The 15,261-nt window shown below is 61.9% G+C and carries 11 protein-coding genes; 4 read left to right on the forward strand and 7 right to left on the reverse strand.

All coding sequences use genetic code 11. The features are described 5' to 3' along the window. Positions 1-36 precede the first annotated feature (36 nt). Together OU02_RS01220 and OU02_RS01225 are read left to right on the forward strand one after the other, a co-directional pair. The gene (locus OU02_RS01220; protein WP_026643481.1) at positions 37-1,566 is read left to right on the forward strand and encodes a xylulokinase; all 1,530 of its coding nucleotides are present in this window, start codon (positions 37-39) and stop codon (positions 1,564-1,566) included. 99 nt (positions 1,567-1,665) lie between these two features. Continuing rightward, positions 1,666-3,225, forward strand: coding sequence for a glycoside hydrolase family 43 protein (locus tag OU02_RS01225; protein WP_033488385.1), 1,560 nt, complete (start codon positions 1,666-1,668; stop codon positions 3,223-3,225). Between the two features lie 12 nt (positions 3,226-3,237). Here OU02_RS01225 and OU02_RS01230 read toward each other — a convergent pair whose 3' ends face one another. The 6 genes from OU02_RS01230 to OU02_RS01255 form a co-directional block, all read right to left on the reverse strand. Beyond that, positions 3,238-4,638: a carboxylesterase/lipase family protein gene (locus OU02_RS01230; protein WP_033488386.1), complete on the reverse strand. Its 1,401-nt coding sequence runs from the start codon at positions 4,636-4,638 to the stop codon at positions 3,238-3,240. Next, the gene (locus OU02_RS01235; protein WP_033488387.1) at positions 4,638-6,563 is read right to left on the reverse strand and encodes a sialate O-acetylesterase; all 1,926 of its coding nucleotides are present in this window, start codon (positions 6,561-6,563) and stop codon (positions 4,638-4,640) included. The genes OU02_RS01230 and OU02_RS01235 overlap by 1 nt, the downstream gene beginning before the upstream one ends. Positions 6,564-6,668: 105 nt before the next feature. Further along, positions 6,669-8,294, reverse strand: a complete 1,626-nt coding sequence (locus OU02_RS01240; protein ID WP_033488388.1) for a glycoside hydrolase family 43 protein — start codon at positions 8,292-8,294, stop codon at positions 6,669-6,671. A gap of 78 nt (positions 8,295-8,372) precedes the next feature. Beyond that, the gene (locus OU02_RS01245; RefSeq protein WP_033488389.1) at positions 8,373-9,242 is read right to left on the reverse strand and encodes a carbohydrate ABC transporter permease; all 870 of its coding nucleotides are present in this window, start codon (positions 9,240-9,242) and stop codon (positions 8,373-8,375) included. A gap of 1 nt (position 9,243) precedes the next feature. Further along, positions 9,244-10,302 (reverse strand): carbohydrate ABC transporter permease, encoded by a 1,059-nt coding sequence (locus tag OU02_RS01250; RefSeq protein ID WP_033488390.1) that lies wholly within the window; start codon positions 10,300-10,302, stop codon positions 9,244-9,246. A gap of 105 nt (positions 10,303-10,407) precedes the next feature. Further along, a complete protein-coding gene (locus OU02_RS01255) occupies positions 10,408-11,685 on the reverse strand; it encodes an extracellular solute-binding protein (protein ID WP_033488391.1) in 1,278 nt (425 codons plus the stop codon). Between the two features lie 332 nt (positions 11,686-12,017). Here OU02_RS01255 and OU02_RS01260 point away from each other — a divergent pair, with 332 nt between their 5' ends. Both OU02_RS01260 and OU02_RS08805 read left to right on the forward strand, forming a co-directional pair. Continuing rightward, on the forward strand, positions 12,018-13,034 hold the full coding sequence (locus OU02_RS01260; protein ID WP_033488392.1) for a LacI family DNA-binding transcriptional regulator: 1,017 nt from the start codon (positions 12,018-12,020) through the stop codon (positions 13,032-13,034). Then, positions 13,034-13,186, forward strand: coding sequence for a hypothetical protein (locus OU02_RS08805; RefSeq protein WP_155270055.1), 153 nt, complete (start codon positions 13,034-13,036; stop codon positions 13,184-13,186). Before OU02_RS01260 ends, OU02_RS08805 begins: the two co-directional genes overlap by 1 nt. A gap of 8 nt (positions 13,187-13,194) precedes the next feature. Here the strand turns inward: OU02_RS08805 and OU02_RS01265 are convergent, their stop codons facing one another. Beyond that, the gene (locus OU02_RS01265; RefSeq protein ID WP_033488393.1) at positions 13,195-14,877 is read right to left on the reverse strand and encodes a glycoside hydrolase family 43 protein; all 1,683 of its coding nucleotides are present in this window, start codon (positions 14,875-14,877) and stop codon (positions 13,195-13,197) included. Positions 14,878-15,261: the final 384 nt, after the last annotated feature.

Raw genomic sequence — 15,261 nt, forward strand, 5'->3', positions numbered from 1 at the left:
CGCACACGGCGGACGGACGAACAAAGGAGTCATCTCATGAGCAGAGTTCTTGTGGCCGGGGTCGACACTTCGACCCAATCCTGCAAGGTGCGCGTCACCGACGCTGCGACCGGCGAACTGGTGCGTTTCGGACAGGCGAAACACCCCGACGGATCCACCGTCAACCCCGAGCACTGGTGGCGCGCGTTCCAGGAAGCCGCCTCACAGGCCGGCGGCCTGGACGATGTGTCCGCGATCGCCGTGGGCGGCCAACAGCACGGCATGGTGGCGCTCGACGAACAGGGCCGGGTGATCCGCGACGCGATGCTGTGGAACGACACGAGCTCGGCGCCGCAGGCCGAAGCGCTCATCGATGAGCTCGGCGCCGCGCCGGCGGCCGACGGCGAGCCGGAGGACCCGCACCAGCGCGGCATCGAACGTTGGGTGAAGGCCGTGGGCTCCTCCCCTGTCGCCTCGTACACACTCACCAAAATCAAGTGGGTGGCGCAGCACGAACCGGCGAATGCGGCACGCATCGCCGCCGTCTGCCTGCCGCACGACTGGCTGAGCTGGCGCATCGCCGGCTTCGGCCCCGTGCAGCCGGGCGAAAACGCGCATCTCGACGCCCTGTTCACCGACCGTTCCGACGCCTCGGGCACACTGTACTTCGACGCCGCCTCCAACACCTACCGGCGCGACCTGCTCGCGCTGGGCCTGCAGCCCGACGACGCCACCACACCGGGCGCCGCCGCCACCGAACATGCCGAACGCATCGTGCTGCCCCGCGTGCTTGGGCCGAACCAAGTGGCGCCGGTCAACGCGGACCCATCCATCGCCGGCGCGCAAGTGCCCGGCGGATGCATCATCGCGCCCGGCGGCGGCGACAACGCCATGGCCTCGCTCGGCTTGGGCATGGCCGTGGGCGACGTGTCTGTTTCGCTCGGCACATCGGGCGTGGCGGCCGCGATCAGTGAGCAGCCCGTCTACGACTTGAGCGGCTCGGTCTCCGGATTCGCCGACTGCACCGGGCATTTCCTGCCCCTCGCATGCACAATCAACGCCTCGCGCATCCTGGACGCGGCGCGCGCGATGCTCGACGTGGACTACGACGAGCTCACCACGCTCGCGCTCGATTCGCATCCGGGCGCCGGTGGCATGACGCTCGTGCCGTATTTCGACGGCGAGCGCACACCGAACCGCCCGGACGCCACCGCCACATTGAGCGGCATGACGCTGCGCAACACCGAGCGCCGCAACGTGGCGCGCGCCTTCGTGGAGGGACTGTTGTGCTCGCAGCGCGACTGCATGGAGCTCATCCGTTCGCTCGGCGCACAAATCGACCGGATTCTGCTCATCGGCGGCGGCGCCAAGTCGATGGCGATCCGAACGCTCGCACCGTGCATCCTGGGCATGGATGTCTCGTGCCCGGCGACCGACGAATATGTGGCGATCGGCGCGGCAAGGCAGGCTGCCTGGGTGCTCAGCGGCGTGGATGACGCGCCCGACTGGCCGATTTCGATCGACGCGGTGCAGACCGGTACCCCCACCCCGCAGGTCTACGAGGCCTACGTGCAGGCCCGCGGCTGATTCTTGCCGTGTCCAAGCCGGGTGGTGGGCACCATCCTCATATTGGGCCCACCACTCGGCATCCCCTATTGTCGATTCCTACCCCCCCCGGAGGCCTCTATGAGCGTTATCCAGAATCCAATACTCAATTCGGATTTTCCCGATCCCGACATCATCAGGGTCGGCCATACCTATTACATGGCGAGCACCACGATGCATTTCATGCCCGGATGCGACATATTGAGGTCGTTCGACCTGACACATTGGGAACCGTATGGCCATGTCTACCACACACTTGGGCACACGGGCGCCTATATGCTGGACGACGATCAGGACCTGTATGGGCAGGGAATGTGGGCGCCGTCCCTGCGATGGCACAACGGCCGATTCCATGTGTTATTCTCCGCGAATGACACCCATACGACCCATCTGTTCACCGCTGAGGACGCCCGCGGTCCATGGCGTCATCATATCGTCCAGGGCTTCTACCACGATCCTTCGCTGCTCTTTGACGATGGGCGTGTGTTCATCGTTCACGGCAACACCGCACTGCGGCTGACCGAGATGGAGGTGGATCTGTCCGGACCGAAGGCCGGTGGACTCGACCGTGTGCTCGTGCAGGATTTGCCGAATCAGGATCTGGGATACGAGGGATCCCATCTGCAACGGCATGATGGGCGGTATTACCTGTTCACCTGTCATTTCGCCCGTGGCCACCGCAAAACCGAGGATTGTTTCATCGCGGATTCGCTTGACGGTGAGTTCCGGGGCCGCTGCATTCTGGATGACGACTTGGGATACCATGACCAAGGTGTGGCGCAAGGTGGCATGGTGGACACGCCCGATGGCCAATGGTACGCGTTCATGTTCCAGGACCGCGGGGCATTGGGCAGGACACCCGTGCTCATGCCGATGCATTTCGATACAGACGGCATGCCCGTATTGGGCGTGAACGGGCGAGTTCCGGCATACGTCGAAAGCGCGCCTTCCGCCGAACCGCACCATCATTATGCGCCGCTCAACGGCAATGACGATTTCCGCTACACGCCCGATAGCAGGGGAACCATCCATCTGGCCCCCTATTGGCAGTTCAACCACACACCACATGACGAGACATGGTCGGTGACCGCGCGCCCCGGCGCATTCCGCATCACCACAAGCCGCGTATCGGCCACCATGCTGCGGGCGACCAATACGCTTACGCAACGCACGACCGGCCCACGGTGCGCCGCGGAAGTGACCATCGACGCCAGCGGACTCATGGAAGGCGACATCGCCGGGCTCTGCGCATTCCAAGGCTGCTACGCATACGCCGCCATAACACGCAGACAGGGATCTTGGCATGCGATCATGGCGGAACGCAATGCGTTGCACCCGGACAACACCGCCGAGCGCCATTACGACGAGATCCCGGTTGAAGTGGAGTCCCTGCCATTGCCGTCACCGCAGGTCACGTTCCGTTTGGAGATCGACTACACCGACATGCGCGATACCGCGCGCTTCCTTGTGCGGACAGACGCCGGGTGGATACCGATCGGACATCCCCACCGCCTGTGGTTCAAACTGGATCATTTCACAGGATGCCGGTTCGCACTGTTCACCCAAGCGACCCAGCATGTTGGAGGACATGCCGACTTCATGCGCTTCCGTTATCACGATGCCTCGGATATGGGAGCTTGACCCAAGGTGTAGTCATGCGCCGCGATGCCCACTGCGCATTTCCACAGGGAAACCCAGATGCAGGAAGCGGTCGCCATGCATGTCGGTGCGGTCCCAGTGTACAAGACCCGGTCCACTGGGATCGCCCATCGCCGCAAAACGCGTCCAATACCGTGACATGCATTGGGAGAGCTCAACATGGCATCCACGCATGGGTCGCCAGCATGAGCCCAAGGTCCCGAACACGAACCAGAGGTCGGAAGAATGGAAGGAGCCCGCGTCATCGCCGGGCATCGGCACATCGAAATGGTAATAATACGGTGCGCGACCGCCACCATGCTGCCATGCTGCGATCAGCCGGCGGTTGCCTTCGCGGCCAGCCCGCACCTGATGGCCTTGTCCGTCGGACACCATGAATTCGTCTTGCGTATCGCCCACCACCAAATCGATGTTCTTGGTTTGGCCGTCAAGTATCAAATCGCGCTCCTGCCGTGGCATGAAGACGCCATCGACACATGGCACCCAATTGACCATCATCGGCCATGCAGCATCATCCACACCTTCAGGCGCCTCAAGCCTAGACGCTCCATCGAACAGGGTCTGCGCATCGACAGCCCGTGCCTCATCGAGGTTCTCCACCCCCAGACGCCGCATCAACCTTGCGCCCGTCGACTGTGCGGATTCCAGTGAGCACAGTGTTGCATTGAAGTAGCCAAGGCCCGCGCCTGATTGCATGATCGCCCGGGAGAACAGTCCGGCATTACCCGGCGCGCAGCATTGCGCCAATACCGAAGCCGCACCCGCGGACTGCCCGAAGACGCATATGCGCGTGGGGTCGCCACCGAAAACGGTGATGTTGCGGCGCACCCACCGAAGGGCGGCCTGTTGGTCCAACCATCCGAAATTCGCATACGGGGCGCCTTCCTCCGCTTCCTCCTGCAGCCAGCGGTGTGAGAAAAATCCGAACACGTTCAGCCGATACGCCACCGACACAACCACAACGCCCTGACGCGCGAGCGCGGTGCCGTCGAACTCCTTCTCCATCGCGCACCCGCACTGGTAGGCGCCTCCATGGATCCACACCATGACCGGCAGGGGTTCGCTGGTGAGGCGCGCATCGGCGCCGCTCCCCCGCAATGCCGGCGTCCAGATGTTCAGATACAGGCAATCCTCATCGAGCGGGATGGCGGGATCCATGCCCCATTCCTTGTCATAGAACGGGTTTGACGCTCCCGGAATGGGTTGCAGGCAGGCCGGGGCATCGTCGAACGCGCACCGTACACCTTGCCAAGGCGCCGGCGGCTGGGGTGGTCGCCAACGCAGCGGCCCCACTGGTGGAGCGGCGAACGGCACTCCACGAAAAGCTGTGATGGAGGGATCGCCCACCGCCAATCCCTCCAGTGTTCCCTGCTCGCATGTGACTTGCCTGCGCATCACGCACGTCCCGTCCCGGCATCGACGTCTCCGCCAGCGCGCACCGATGGCGCGATCATGGCACCACGCTTCAAATCATAGGCAAATGGAGGCATCGGAGTGCCCCGGCCATCCACAAGCAGACCACGTGACGGGTTGTTCCGCCATGCATACCGCAGTATGTCGGGACGCCGCTCAGGCAGCGGAATGCACACTTCCGCCCCCTCAACCATCGCAGGTGCAGGCACCGCGCACATGGCATCGCGCCAGACGAACTCGAATTCGCCCGGATCACCGCCATCGAGCGTCAACGGCGTGCAAGGGACCGGATTGGCCCCTTGGCGGGCAACAGTGGCATAGGAGACGCACAGCATCCCATCGCGTTCCTCGATCCTCTCCACCATCGGCTGCACATTGTCGCCTCCATAGAGCAGCGCACATGCCGCGTCGAACAGACGTGACGCGACGAGCTTCTTGTCATGCGGATGCAAGTCGTTGGGTTCACCGGCATCCAGCGTCACGACCGTCTTCACGTCGGGCACTTGCTTCCCGACGGCCCACTGCCCGGCGCGTACGAGCGGCCAACCGCCGTCCTCGATGCAATCGATGCTGATGCCGGGCAATTGCACGATGAGGAAGGGCATATGCGGATCATGCCAACGCTCCCGCCACAAATCGATCATCGTGGCGAGCAGTTTGCCGTATTGCGCCGCCCTGGTCCCGGTGTTCGATTCCCCTTGGTACCACAGCGCGGCGCGTACCGGGAAACGGAAGCAAGGCGCGAGCATGGCGTTATACAACCCGGTGGGGCGCCAACGCACGAAATCCTCACTCGGACATGGCCTGTCCATGCTCGCCACGACGGCAAGCCTCCAGATGCCGCTCACATCATGGACCTCATCGCCGACCTGCAAGGTCATCGCCTTGCCTTCGGTCACCCGGCCGGATCCCGCGTTGCAGACAAGGCGCACAACAATCTCGTTGGCCCCCGCGCGCAGCATACCGGCAGGAATCCGGTAGTCACGGGGCTCATATTGGTTGGGGCGGCCCCCTATGTTGATTCCATTGATGTAGGTCTCATCGATGTCAGCCCATGCCCCCAACCGCAGCGTGCCTTCAGCACCCTCGCAATAGGGCGGCAGCACCACTGTCCGCCGCAATTCGAGCATTCCCTGGAATCCCGGCAACCCGCAATCCTCAAAACGTGCCGGCAGGTCGACATGGCGCCAATGCAGCTTGTCGGCAGGAATCCGCCGCGCTTGCAGCTCCTCCATCCATCCAGCGACCGCGGACAGACTCTCTTCGCTCCGCGCCTCGGCCACGCCATCACCCAGATAGGGATCCAGCTCCTCCAACGCTTCAGGACAATCATCGAGTGAAGCGGCGTCCATCCATGCTTCGATGGGGGAACCGCCCAACGATACATTGAGCAGTCCGACGGGGACCTGCAACCACTGGCGCACCATTCGCCCAAAGAAATACGCGACTGCGGAGAATTGACCCAGCGTCTCGGGTGCACACCCCAGCCATGAGGCCTCCTCATGGTCACGCACCGGCCCGGAGAAATCGTATCGGTCCACGACCTTGAACTGGCGCAGCAAGGGGTCATCCTGCCGCTGGAACTCGCTGGGATAGTACGGATGCACCCATTGCATGGAAAGCTCCATATTGGATTGCCCCGAACACAGGAACACCTCACCCGCATAGCATGAGCGCCGTACCGTCGTGCCATCGCCAATCACTTCGAAGGCATACGGGCCGCCAGAATCCAACGCGTCCAACCGCACCTGCCAGCCGCCATCCGCGGCGCTTATGGTTTCCCCTGTACATTCGCCGATACGTACGGAGACGCGCTCCCCCGGTGTGCACCATCCCCAGATGTTCACGGGTCTGCCGGATTGCAGCACACATCCATCATCCAGCAGCTTTGGCATTGTCAATGTCATATGCGTCCCTTGCCTTCCATGCGGTCATGTCATCTGCACCGCAGATATGGAGATGCACGCTGGGCGGGCCGTCCCGGAGACGGCCCGCCCAGCGTGCATCCATGGTCATTCACTCAATTCGCAGTAATCGAAGTCCACGAACTCAGCCGTTGCGGCATACCCCGACAGATCCACTGCCGCAAGACCGACGAACGCACCGGTGAAGAACCCGCCATACCGTTGGTTCACATAGTCGTCCGACAGGATCTTCGCGTCCAGCTCGACACCGAGGTCATGCCACTGCTCACCGTCGAACGAATAGTCGTAACCATAGGTCTGCGTGCGCACACGCGTGCGCAGCCATACAGTCTCCACATCATCGGGAACCGGCACCGCCCGGTCCCGCAGGAACGAGGTGTAGGAGTTGAAATCGTTCTGGGCGACTTCGATCACACGGCACTGCCGCTTCTCATCCCAAGTGACGAAAGCCCACGACCAGCACAGGTCGTTGTAGTAGTTCGTCAGGCCGGCCATCTGCCGGTAGTTGGTGGGGTCGAAGCGCACACCGACAGACGCGTCGAAATCGAACGCCTGCCAACGGCGGGCGACGAGGGACAGGTCGAAGAGGTTGCACAGCGATCCCTGCCCACGCAAGGTCAGCGTACCGCCTCCGACGGAACCCATCGATTCGTCGAAGGGCACACGCAGCGTGTTCCAATCCAAGGCGAGCTGCGACGCCTCGAAATCGTCATGCTGGCTGTGATCGGCCGGTGCCTCGGTCTCGATGGCGTCTTGCGGCGCCTCGACGACGCGTTGTCCGCCATGACCGCCGACGACGACAGGCCAGCCGTCATCGGTCCATTCGACTTTCTGGATGGACGTCTCACGGCCCAGGGTGCACCATCCACGCGGATCGGTCACCGATTCGTTCTCATGGTGCCAGGGCCGGGCGCACAGCGACGCGTAGTACCATTCGCCGGATGGCGTATCCACGAGTGCGCCATGCCCCTGCTTCTGCAGATAGCTGCGCGGGGTGTCGAAGTTGCTGATGAACGGGTTGTACGGGCTCCCCTCGAACGACATCGCATCGAGCGTCGAGGAACGCGCGACGACCTCCTGATGCGTCCAGACAGTGCCGCCCTCGGCGCAGAACAGGTAGTACATGCCGTTGATTTTGTACAGGTGCGGGCCTTCGACGAGTTTGACATCGGTGCCACGCCAAATCGTGCGTTCAGTCTCAGGGAGCAGGCGCATGGTCTCGACGTCGAACTCGGTAAGCGTGATGCCATCGAAGGGATGGTTGTATTCACGGAAATCCCAAGTCTGCTGGACGAGGTACTTGCGCCCGTCATCGTCATGGAACAGGCTTGCATCGAAGCCAACGCCGTTGATCCGGATCGGTTCGCTCCACGGGCCACGGATGTCCTCGGCGGTCACGAGGTAGTTCGTGCAGTCCTTGAACGCGCCGTTGACGATTTTGACATCGGAGTACACGAGCCAGAACTTGCCGTCCGCATAGGACAGGTCGGGAGCCCACACACCGCCGGAGGACGGGTTGCCGCGCATATCGATCTGCGAACGACGGTTCAGCGGGCTCGGCAACAGACGCCAGTGCACCATGTCCTTCGACTCATGCAGACGTACGCCAGGCCACCATTCGAATGTGGAATTCGCGATGTAGTAGGTGTCTCCGACCCTGATCATCGACGGATCGGCGTTGAATCCGGGCAGTACCGGGTTTTCGATCTTCATAACGATCTCCTTAAGGGAAACGGCGGCCCGGTTGTGCCCGGGCCGCCGTGCTTCATGTGTTGCAGGCGGCGGGTCGGATCATCCCTTGACCGCGCCTGTCAGGCCACCCACGATCTTCTTCTGGAAGATCGTGAAGCAGATGAGGGCCGGAAGCATGGCGAGCGAGGTGAACGCGAGGACTCTGGCCGTATCCACCGAGTGCTGGGAGCTGAACATCTGCACACCAAGCGGAAGCGTGTACTTGCTTTCATCACTCAGGACGAAGAGCGGAAGCATATAGCCGTTCCAGCTTCCCACGAAGGTGAGGATACCGGTCGTGGCAACGCCGGGCATCGACAGCGGGATGACCATGCGCCAGAAGAAGCCAAGGCGAGAGCAACCGTCCAGCAGGCACGCCTCCTCCAATTCCATCGGGATGGATTGCAGGAAGGGGACCAGGATGATGATGGTCTGCGGCAGACCGAATGCGATCTGTGGAAGGATGATGCCCGCAAGGGAATTCGACAGACCTAGGTTCCTGATCATCAGGTACAGCGGAGTGATGCCGACGGTCATCGGGAACATGAGGCCCGCTGAGAACAGCGCATACATCAGTGTCGAGTACCGGAACTTGTAGCGGGCGATGACGTAGCTGACCATGATGCCGAGGACGACGACGCCGATCATCGTGCAGATGCCCACAATCAGTGAGTTGACCAGCTCGGTCCAGAAGATGTCACTGGTGATGACTTCCTTGTAGTTGCTGATCACCCAGGGATTCGGCAGACCGGCAGGGTTGCTGGTGATCTGCGCGTTGGTGCGGAATCCGCCAAAGATGATGTAGAGCACCGGGACAACGCAGATCGCCACGAGCACAAGCGAGAAGAAATAGACTATCGGGTTGCCCCATGGGGTCTTTGACGACTTATGGAAACCGTTTTTCTTGGAATATGCCGTTGCAGCACTCATCTCACTTCACTCCTTCCATGGCGACCGCCAGGGCCTCATCCTCTGCGGTCTGCCTCTTCTTGCGCTTATTGGACGCCTTCTTATCGGTCAAGGCGCCATCGAGATCACGGTTGAGCACAAAGTGCTGGTAGGTCAGCGCCACAATCAGCGAGATGACGAAAATGATGAGGGCGACGGCGGAGCCATATCCGTAGTTGCCTGCACCGCGTCCCTCACGGACCATGTAGGTGGCCATCGTGGAGACGCCGGCCGTCGTGGAAACGTACTGGCCCCAGATGATGTAGACCAAATCGAACAGCTGCAGCGAACCGATCATCGACAGGAAGACCCAGATGCGCAGCGTCGGGGCGAGCAACGGCAGTGTGATGCTCTTCTGGATCTGCCAGAACCCTGCACCGTCCACCTTTGCCGCTTCGTACAGTTCCTCAGGAATCGACTGCATGCCTGCAAGCATGAGGATGACGGCAAATCCGATGTATTTCCAGCTGATGAGCAGCAGCAGCGTCCAGATCGCGACCTTGGGGTTGGCTAGCCAATCGACGCCATGCATGCCGAGTGATTCAAGGATCTGGTTGACCGCGCCCTTCTTCTGGAGCAGCAGGCTCCAGCCGGTGCCGACAATGACTTCCGAAACGACATACGGCACGAAGATGAGCGTACGGATCAGACCACGTCCCTTGAACTTCTGGTTGAGCAGGAGAGCGAAGAGGATGGCCAACGGACCCTGGATAACGAGGGATCCGATGACGATTTCAAAGGTGTGCAGGATCGCCTGCTGGAAGTTCGGATCCTTCAATGCCACAATGTAGTTCTGCAGTCCGACGAACTTGCCGTTCTCGGACGGGGTACCAAAGCCCTTCCATTGGTAGAAACCGTAGTAGGCGCCCAAAATGATCGGAAGAATCACAAAGCAGCAGAAGAGGATGATCGCGGGTGCGGAAAGGATGAAAATTTCGAGATTTCTGCGCCCCTTGCCGTTAGAGGGTTTGCGTTCTCCGCCCCGCTTCTTCGTTTCGGCAACCGGTCGCCCGACTGCCACGGCATCATTCATTTCAGTCATGTCATCAATCCCATGTATCTAAGTTTCGTTGTACGTCATCCAGGGAAAAAGGATGGCTGGACCATGTGGAACAGCCCAGCCATCCCGGACCTTGCTCAGACGCGATCAGCCCTTCTGGGCGGCGTCCTCCATCGCCTTGACGATGTCTTCGGGACTGCCCTGCCCCGACAGCATGTTCACCACAGCGGAATTCAACGCATTGCCGATGTTGGTGCCCAGAGCGGTATCCATCCACAGCTGCATGGACGGAGCCTTGTCCAGATATTCGATGACTTGCTTGAGGGACTCATCGGTCACCACACCACGCGCGGGCTCGGAGGCAGGGATGGTGGAGAACGCCTTGGCGTAATCCTCTTGGTTCTTCTTCTCGCCCATGTAGTTGACGAAATCGATCGCGGTCTGCGAAGCCTTCGGGTTGACACAGAAGTAGGTCACGCCGCCCATGAGCGCACCGGGTTCACCTTCGCCACCGGCGACCTCGGGGAACGCGAAGAATCCAAGGTCAGCCATCGGCTTCTGATCGGGGGTGAGGTCCTTGAGCACGCCCGGCTCCCAAGCGCCCATGAGCTCCATGGCCGCTTTATGGTTGGCGAGCAGGCCCGCAGAGGAGTTGGCGCCCTGCTGTGCGGTCGTAGTCAGGAAGCCGTCGTTGAAGACCTTCAGGTCGTTGAGCTCCTGCAGCTTCTTGCCGGCGTTGACCCAGCACTCGTTCGAGAAGTCGTGGTCCTGGACGCTCTTGTCGTAGACTTCAGAAGAGCACTCGCGCAGGACCAACCAGTAATACCAATGCGCCGCGGGCCAGGCGTCCTTGGCGCCGAGTGCGATGGCATCGGTGCCGCTGTCCTTGAGCTTCTTCGCGTCCGCGAGCAGGTCCTCGTAGGTCGCCGGCACATCGGAAACGCCCGCCTTCTTGAACAGATCCTTGGAATACCACATGCCGCCCGGTTCCACGCTGACCGGGACGCCGTAGACCTTGCCGTCGAACGTGGCAGCGGAAAGGGTCGTCTTCATATCGGTCTTCACCGTGTCCGAGATCTTATCGGTCAGGTCCATGACCTGGCCGGCGTCGATCATCTCCTGGGTCTTAGCGCCACCAAGCGACATGAAGACATCCGGACCGGATGCGGGATCCTGCATGGCGGTCTGCAGTTTGCCGGCGAAGTCCTCGTTCTGAATGGCCTGAATCTCCACCTTGGTTCCGGGGTTGGCCGATTCGAAGGACTTTGCCAGATTCTCCCAGTACTGGCGTCCCTCACCGGCGGAAGCATTGTGCCAGAACGTGATGGTCTTGTCATCGGACGACGACCCCGACCCGCCACATGCGCTCATGCCGATTACGGTCGCAACGGCCAGTGTTGCCGCTGCAAGCGTCTTGAGTTTCATAGTTCCTCCTTGATCTTTGTCCACGCTGACATTGACGTGGAGCCGTCCTCGCTGACGCGCATTGCCAGAAGAGCAATGCATCCGAGCTTCTACGAAGCCTCCGGTACAACATTGAGAACTTCCGAAAACTTACGTTGTTTTCGTTAGAAACTATCGTAAACGTACTTTGTCAATTAGTCAAACAAAGTGTGTTTTCGGCGTTTCGCGCAATTCTGTATACATTTGCTCGCCATTTTCACAACAAGCGTCTCATTTCGTTTGCGAAGACACGAAACTTTCGTTATCATGGCAGATAGTATCACACCCATTCATTGGCGGCAAAGGAGCCCCATATGTCGGAATCCAAAGTCAGATTGGCGGACATCGCAAAGCACACCGGCTACTCGTTGGCAACCGTCTCCAAGGCGCTCAACGGAAGGTCCGACATCTCCGACGAAGCCCGCACAGCCATCGATCAGGCACTCAAGGCCTCGGGCTACCAGCGCCGCGGCCAGAAAGCGGCCGGCCAAAGGTACATCGAAGTGGTCTTTCAGGACCTCGACACAATCTGGGCTCTCGAAGTGCTGCGCGGCGTGCTGCATGAGACAAGGCACTCCCCCGACATCAGCGTCATTACAACGGAAAGTGGCACACGCCAACACCCCGACGACGACTGGATCACCGGGATGTTGCGGCGCAGGCCATTCGGCGTCATTTTCATCTTCGCCAATCTCACCGAAAGCGAAAAAGCCAAATTACAGGCCAATGGCATCCCCTACGTCATCTTCGACCCTTCGGGCGAACCATCGAACGATGACTTCTCCGTGCAGGCGGACAACTGGGCCGGCGGCGTGCTCGCGACACGCCACTTGCTCGCGCTGGGCCACACGCGCATCGGCATCATCACCGGCCCCGAAGAGATGATGTGTTCGCGCGCAAGGCTCGGCGGCTACACGTCGGCGCTCGCCGAGCAGGGCATCGCGCTGGACCCCGAACTGGTGACGGAAGGCGATTTCACGACCGAAGGCGGCTATGCGCAGGCGATGGCGCTGCTGGAGAATCCGAACCGCCCCACCGCGATCTTCGCCGGCAGCGACCTGCAGGCGATGGGCGTTTATGAGGCCGCCCGGCAGAACCGTCTGCGCATCCCCGAAGACCTTTCGGTTGTCGGTTTCGACGACGTGCAGACATCCGCCTTCCTGGGGCCGGCGCTCACCACGGTGCGCCAGCCGTTGCACGACATGGCGGCGGTCTCGACGCGCATGCTCATCGACACGGCGGAGGGGCGCCCCACGCAACACCATGTGATCCTCCCGACAACGCTCGTCGTGCGCGGCAGCACGGACCGCTTGGCGTCGGAGGCGCGCTGATGGCGGCCCAGCGCGCCTCCGACATCGGCATGGTATGCGGACTGCTCATACCGGTGCTCGGCAATTTCGCGATGCTGCTGCGCAAACAGCAGCGGCTGGTGCACGGCGAGACGGCCAAGGCCGCCGCAACAGCGGCCCAGCCATCCACTTAAGTCGCCGCCTACGCCTCACAACCGACGAGGCACCCCACAAAGCCGCCGGACCATTCGGTGCTCAGCGGCGCCACGTCGATCACCTCGACGGCCGGCGCCTCCCATGCCTGTTCCGCGGACTGCGCCACGACCACACGCGCCATGCCTTTGTCGAAGACGAGCATAACCGATCCCGGCTCCCCCTCGGAGATCGGCACCATGCCCTCCCTGCGCTCCGTCCCCTCGCCGAGCGCCCACTGCACCGACACCCCATCGGTCGCCACGCTCAGTGTATGGCGACCGTCCTGCCGGATGCGCACCGTACCACGCGGTGGGCACAGCACGACGCATCTGTCTTCAGGCATACGCCGGTACACCACACCATCCGCGCGCACGGCCGCGGCTTCGCCCTCGCCGACGGTAAAAGGCACGCGCGCATCGACGACAGCCTGCGATTCGCACGGCCCGATGCACATGTCGAGCAGGGTCCCGTCCGCTGCATCGATGCGCAATGTCTGTGCCAAGCGCCCCGCTCCCCCGGCGAGCACCGGCCAGCCCGGGTCATCGGTCCGCCTTTGCGCGGGCCCATTGGATTCCAGTGACCATTGCGCCGGATCGCGCTGCCAGTCGACAGGCGCCACAAAGGTCTCCCTGCCCAGGAAACTGAGCGCCCCATGGTCCGCGGTGGGGGTCTCGCGCGAACCCAGGCACGCGACCCACCAGCCGAGCCGTGGATGATGCAACAGATCGGCGTGGCCCACGCACTGCACGCGCTCCTCCAAACCCAGATGCCGGTGTGTCAGGAACGGGTTCTTCTTGCACGGATGGAACAGGCGCGCATACCGCCCCACAACCGACCGTTCGTCAGCACGCGGCGCGCGCGGCTCGGCCCCGTCCGCGTGCGCTTGGCCCTGCAGGGATTCGATCGCCGAACCGAGCCCGTCGGGTGCCCACGTGCGCATGGTCATCTCGCTGTGGTCGAAGCTTGTGCCGCCTTCCGCGGTCATCAGATACACCCAATCGCCGATGCGGTACAAGTGCGGCCCTTCGGCCCACACCGCCTCCACGCCGTATCCCGTCCAGAGGACCGTTTTACCATAATCGCCGTCCGTGTCGCGCGACGCGCGCAACCGCCACGTCTCCGGATCGATCCGCTGGGCCCATACCTCGGTCTGCCCTTCCCAGCGCGGGCGTACGGCCGGCCTTGTCTGCGTCCAGTACACGGAGCCGTCAAGGTCCTCGAAGATGTCTGGATCGATACCCTCGGCGCCCTCGATCCAGTACGGGCCGCGCCATGGCCCCTCAAGCGCATCGGCTTCGATGATGAAGTTGCCTTGGCTTGCACGGGCCTCCTCGATCGACTCTGGATCGACCCCAGCTGCGGCGGCCGCATCCAGATCGATGCGGGCGACCGTGCATGCGATCACGTACTTCCCGCGGATCATGCGCAATGTCGGCGCATACAATCCCCCGGAATCAAGCACGAAGGGGATCAGCAGCCGTTGCGCCATTGCCTCGTCGACGGCGTTCCCCGCAAGCTCCCAGTTCGCGATATCGTCCGAGACATGGATCGGCAGTCCCGGCACCAGTTCGAACGAGGAATTCACCAGGGCCACGCGCTCCCCGCGCTCGTCCCACATCCAGCTTGGGTCGGGGTACATGCCCCGCAGTACGGGATTGGTGATGTCCATGGTCGCAGTCGTTGCGGTCATCGTGGTCCTCCATATCGGTAGTGGTCGGTCATATCAGTACATTCGGTTCGGCAGTGCACCATGTGCCTCGCGTCTTGCGCAAGCAAAAGGGCGAACACACCGTCGTGCCGCCCGTATGGAAAAAGCCCATGGGCCTCCGGGAACCGCCGTGCTCCCCCGCGCGCGGTGTGTTTGATGGGAAGGATGCGCGCGGAGCGTATGGGTGCACGGTGTGGTCCGATGGCCCTGGGCCTGCATCGCGCCTGCAGAGGAAAGGAAAGAACAGGCGGCGATTCATTGGAAGGAAGGAAAGGAAGAATACTGGCGGCATATGCCATACGGCGGTGCACTGCATATGCCGCGCACCGCAGAGGTTGGATGGACGATCCGGCCGTCCATGCGGCA

This window comes from Bifidobacterium pseudolongum subsp. pseudolongum DSM 20099 (genome assembly GCF_000771225.1).
Taxonomy (GTDB): Bacteria; Actinomycetota; Actinomycetes; order Actinomycetales; family Bifidobacteriaceae; genus Bifidobacterium; species Bifidobacterium pseudolongum.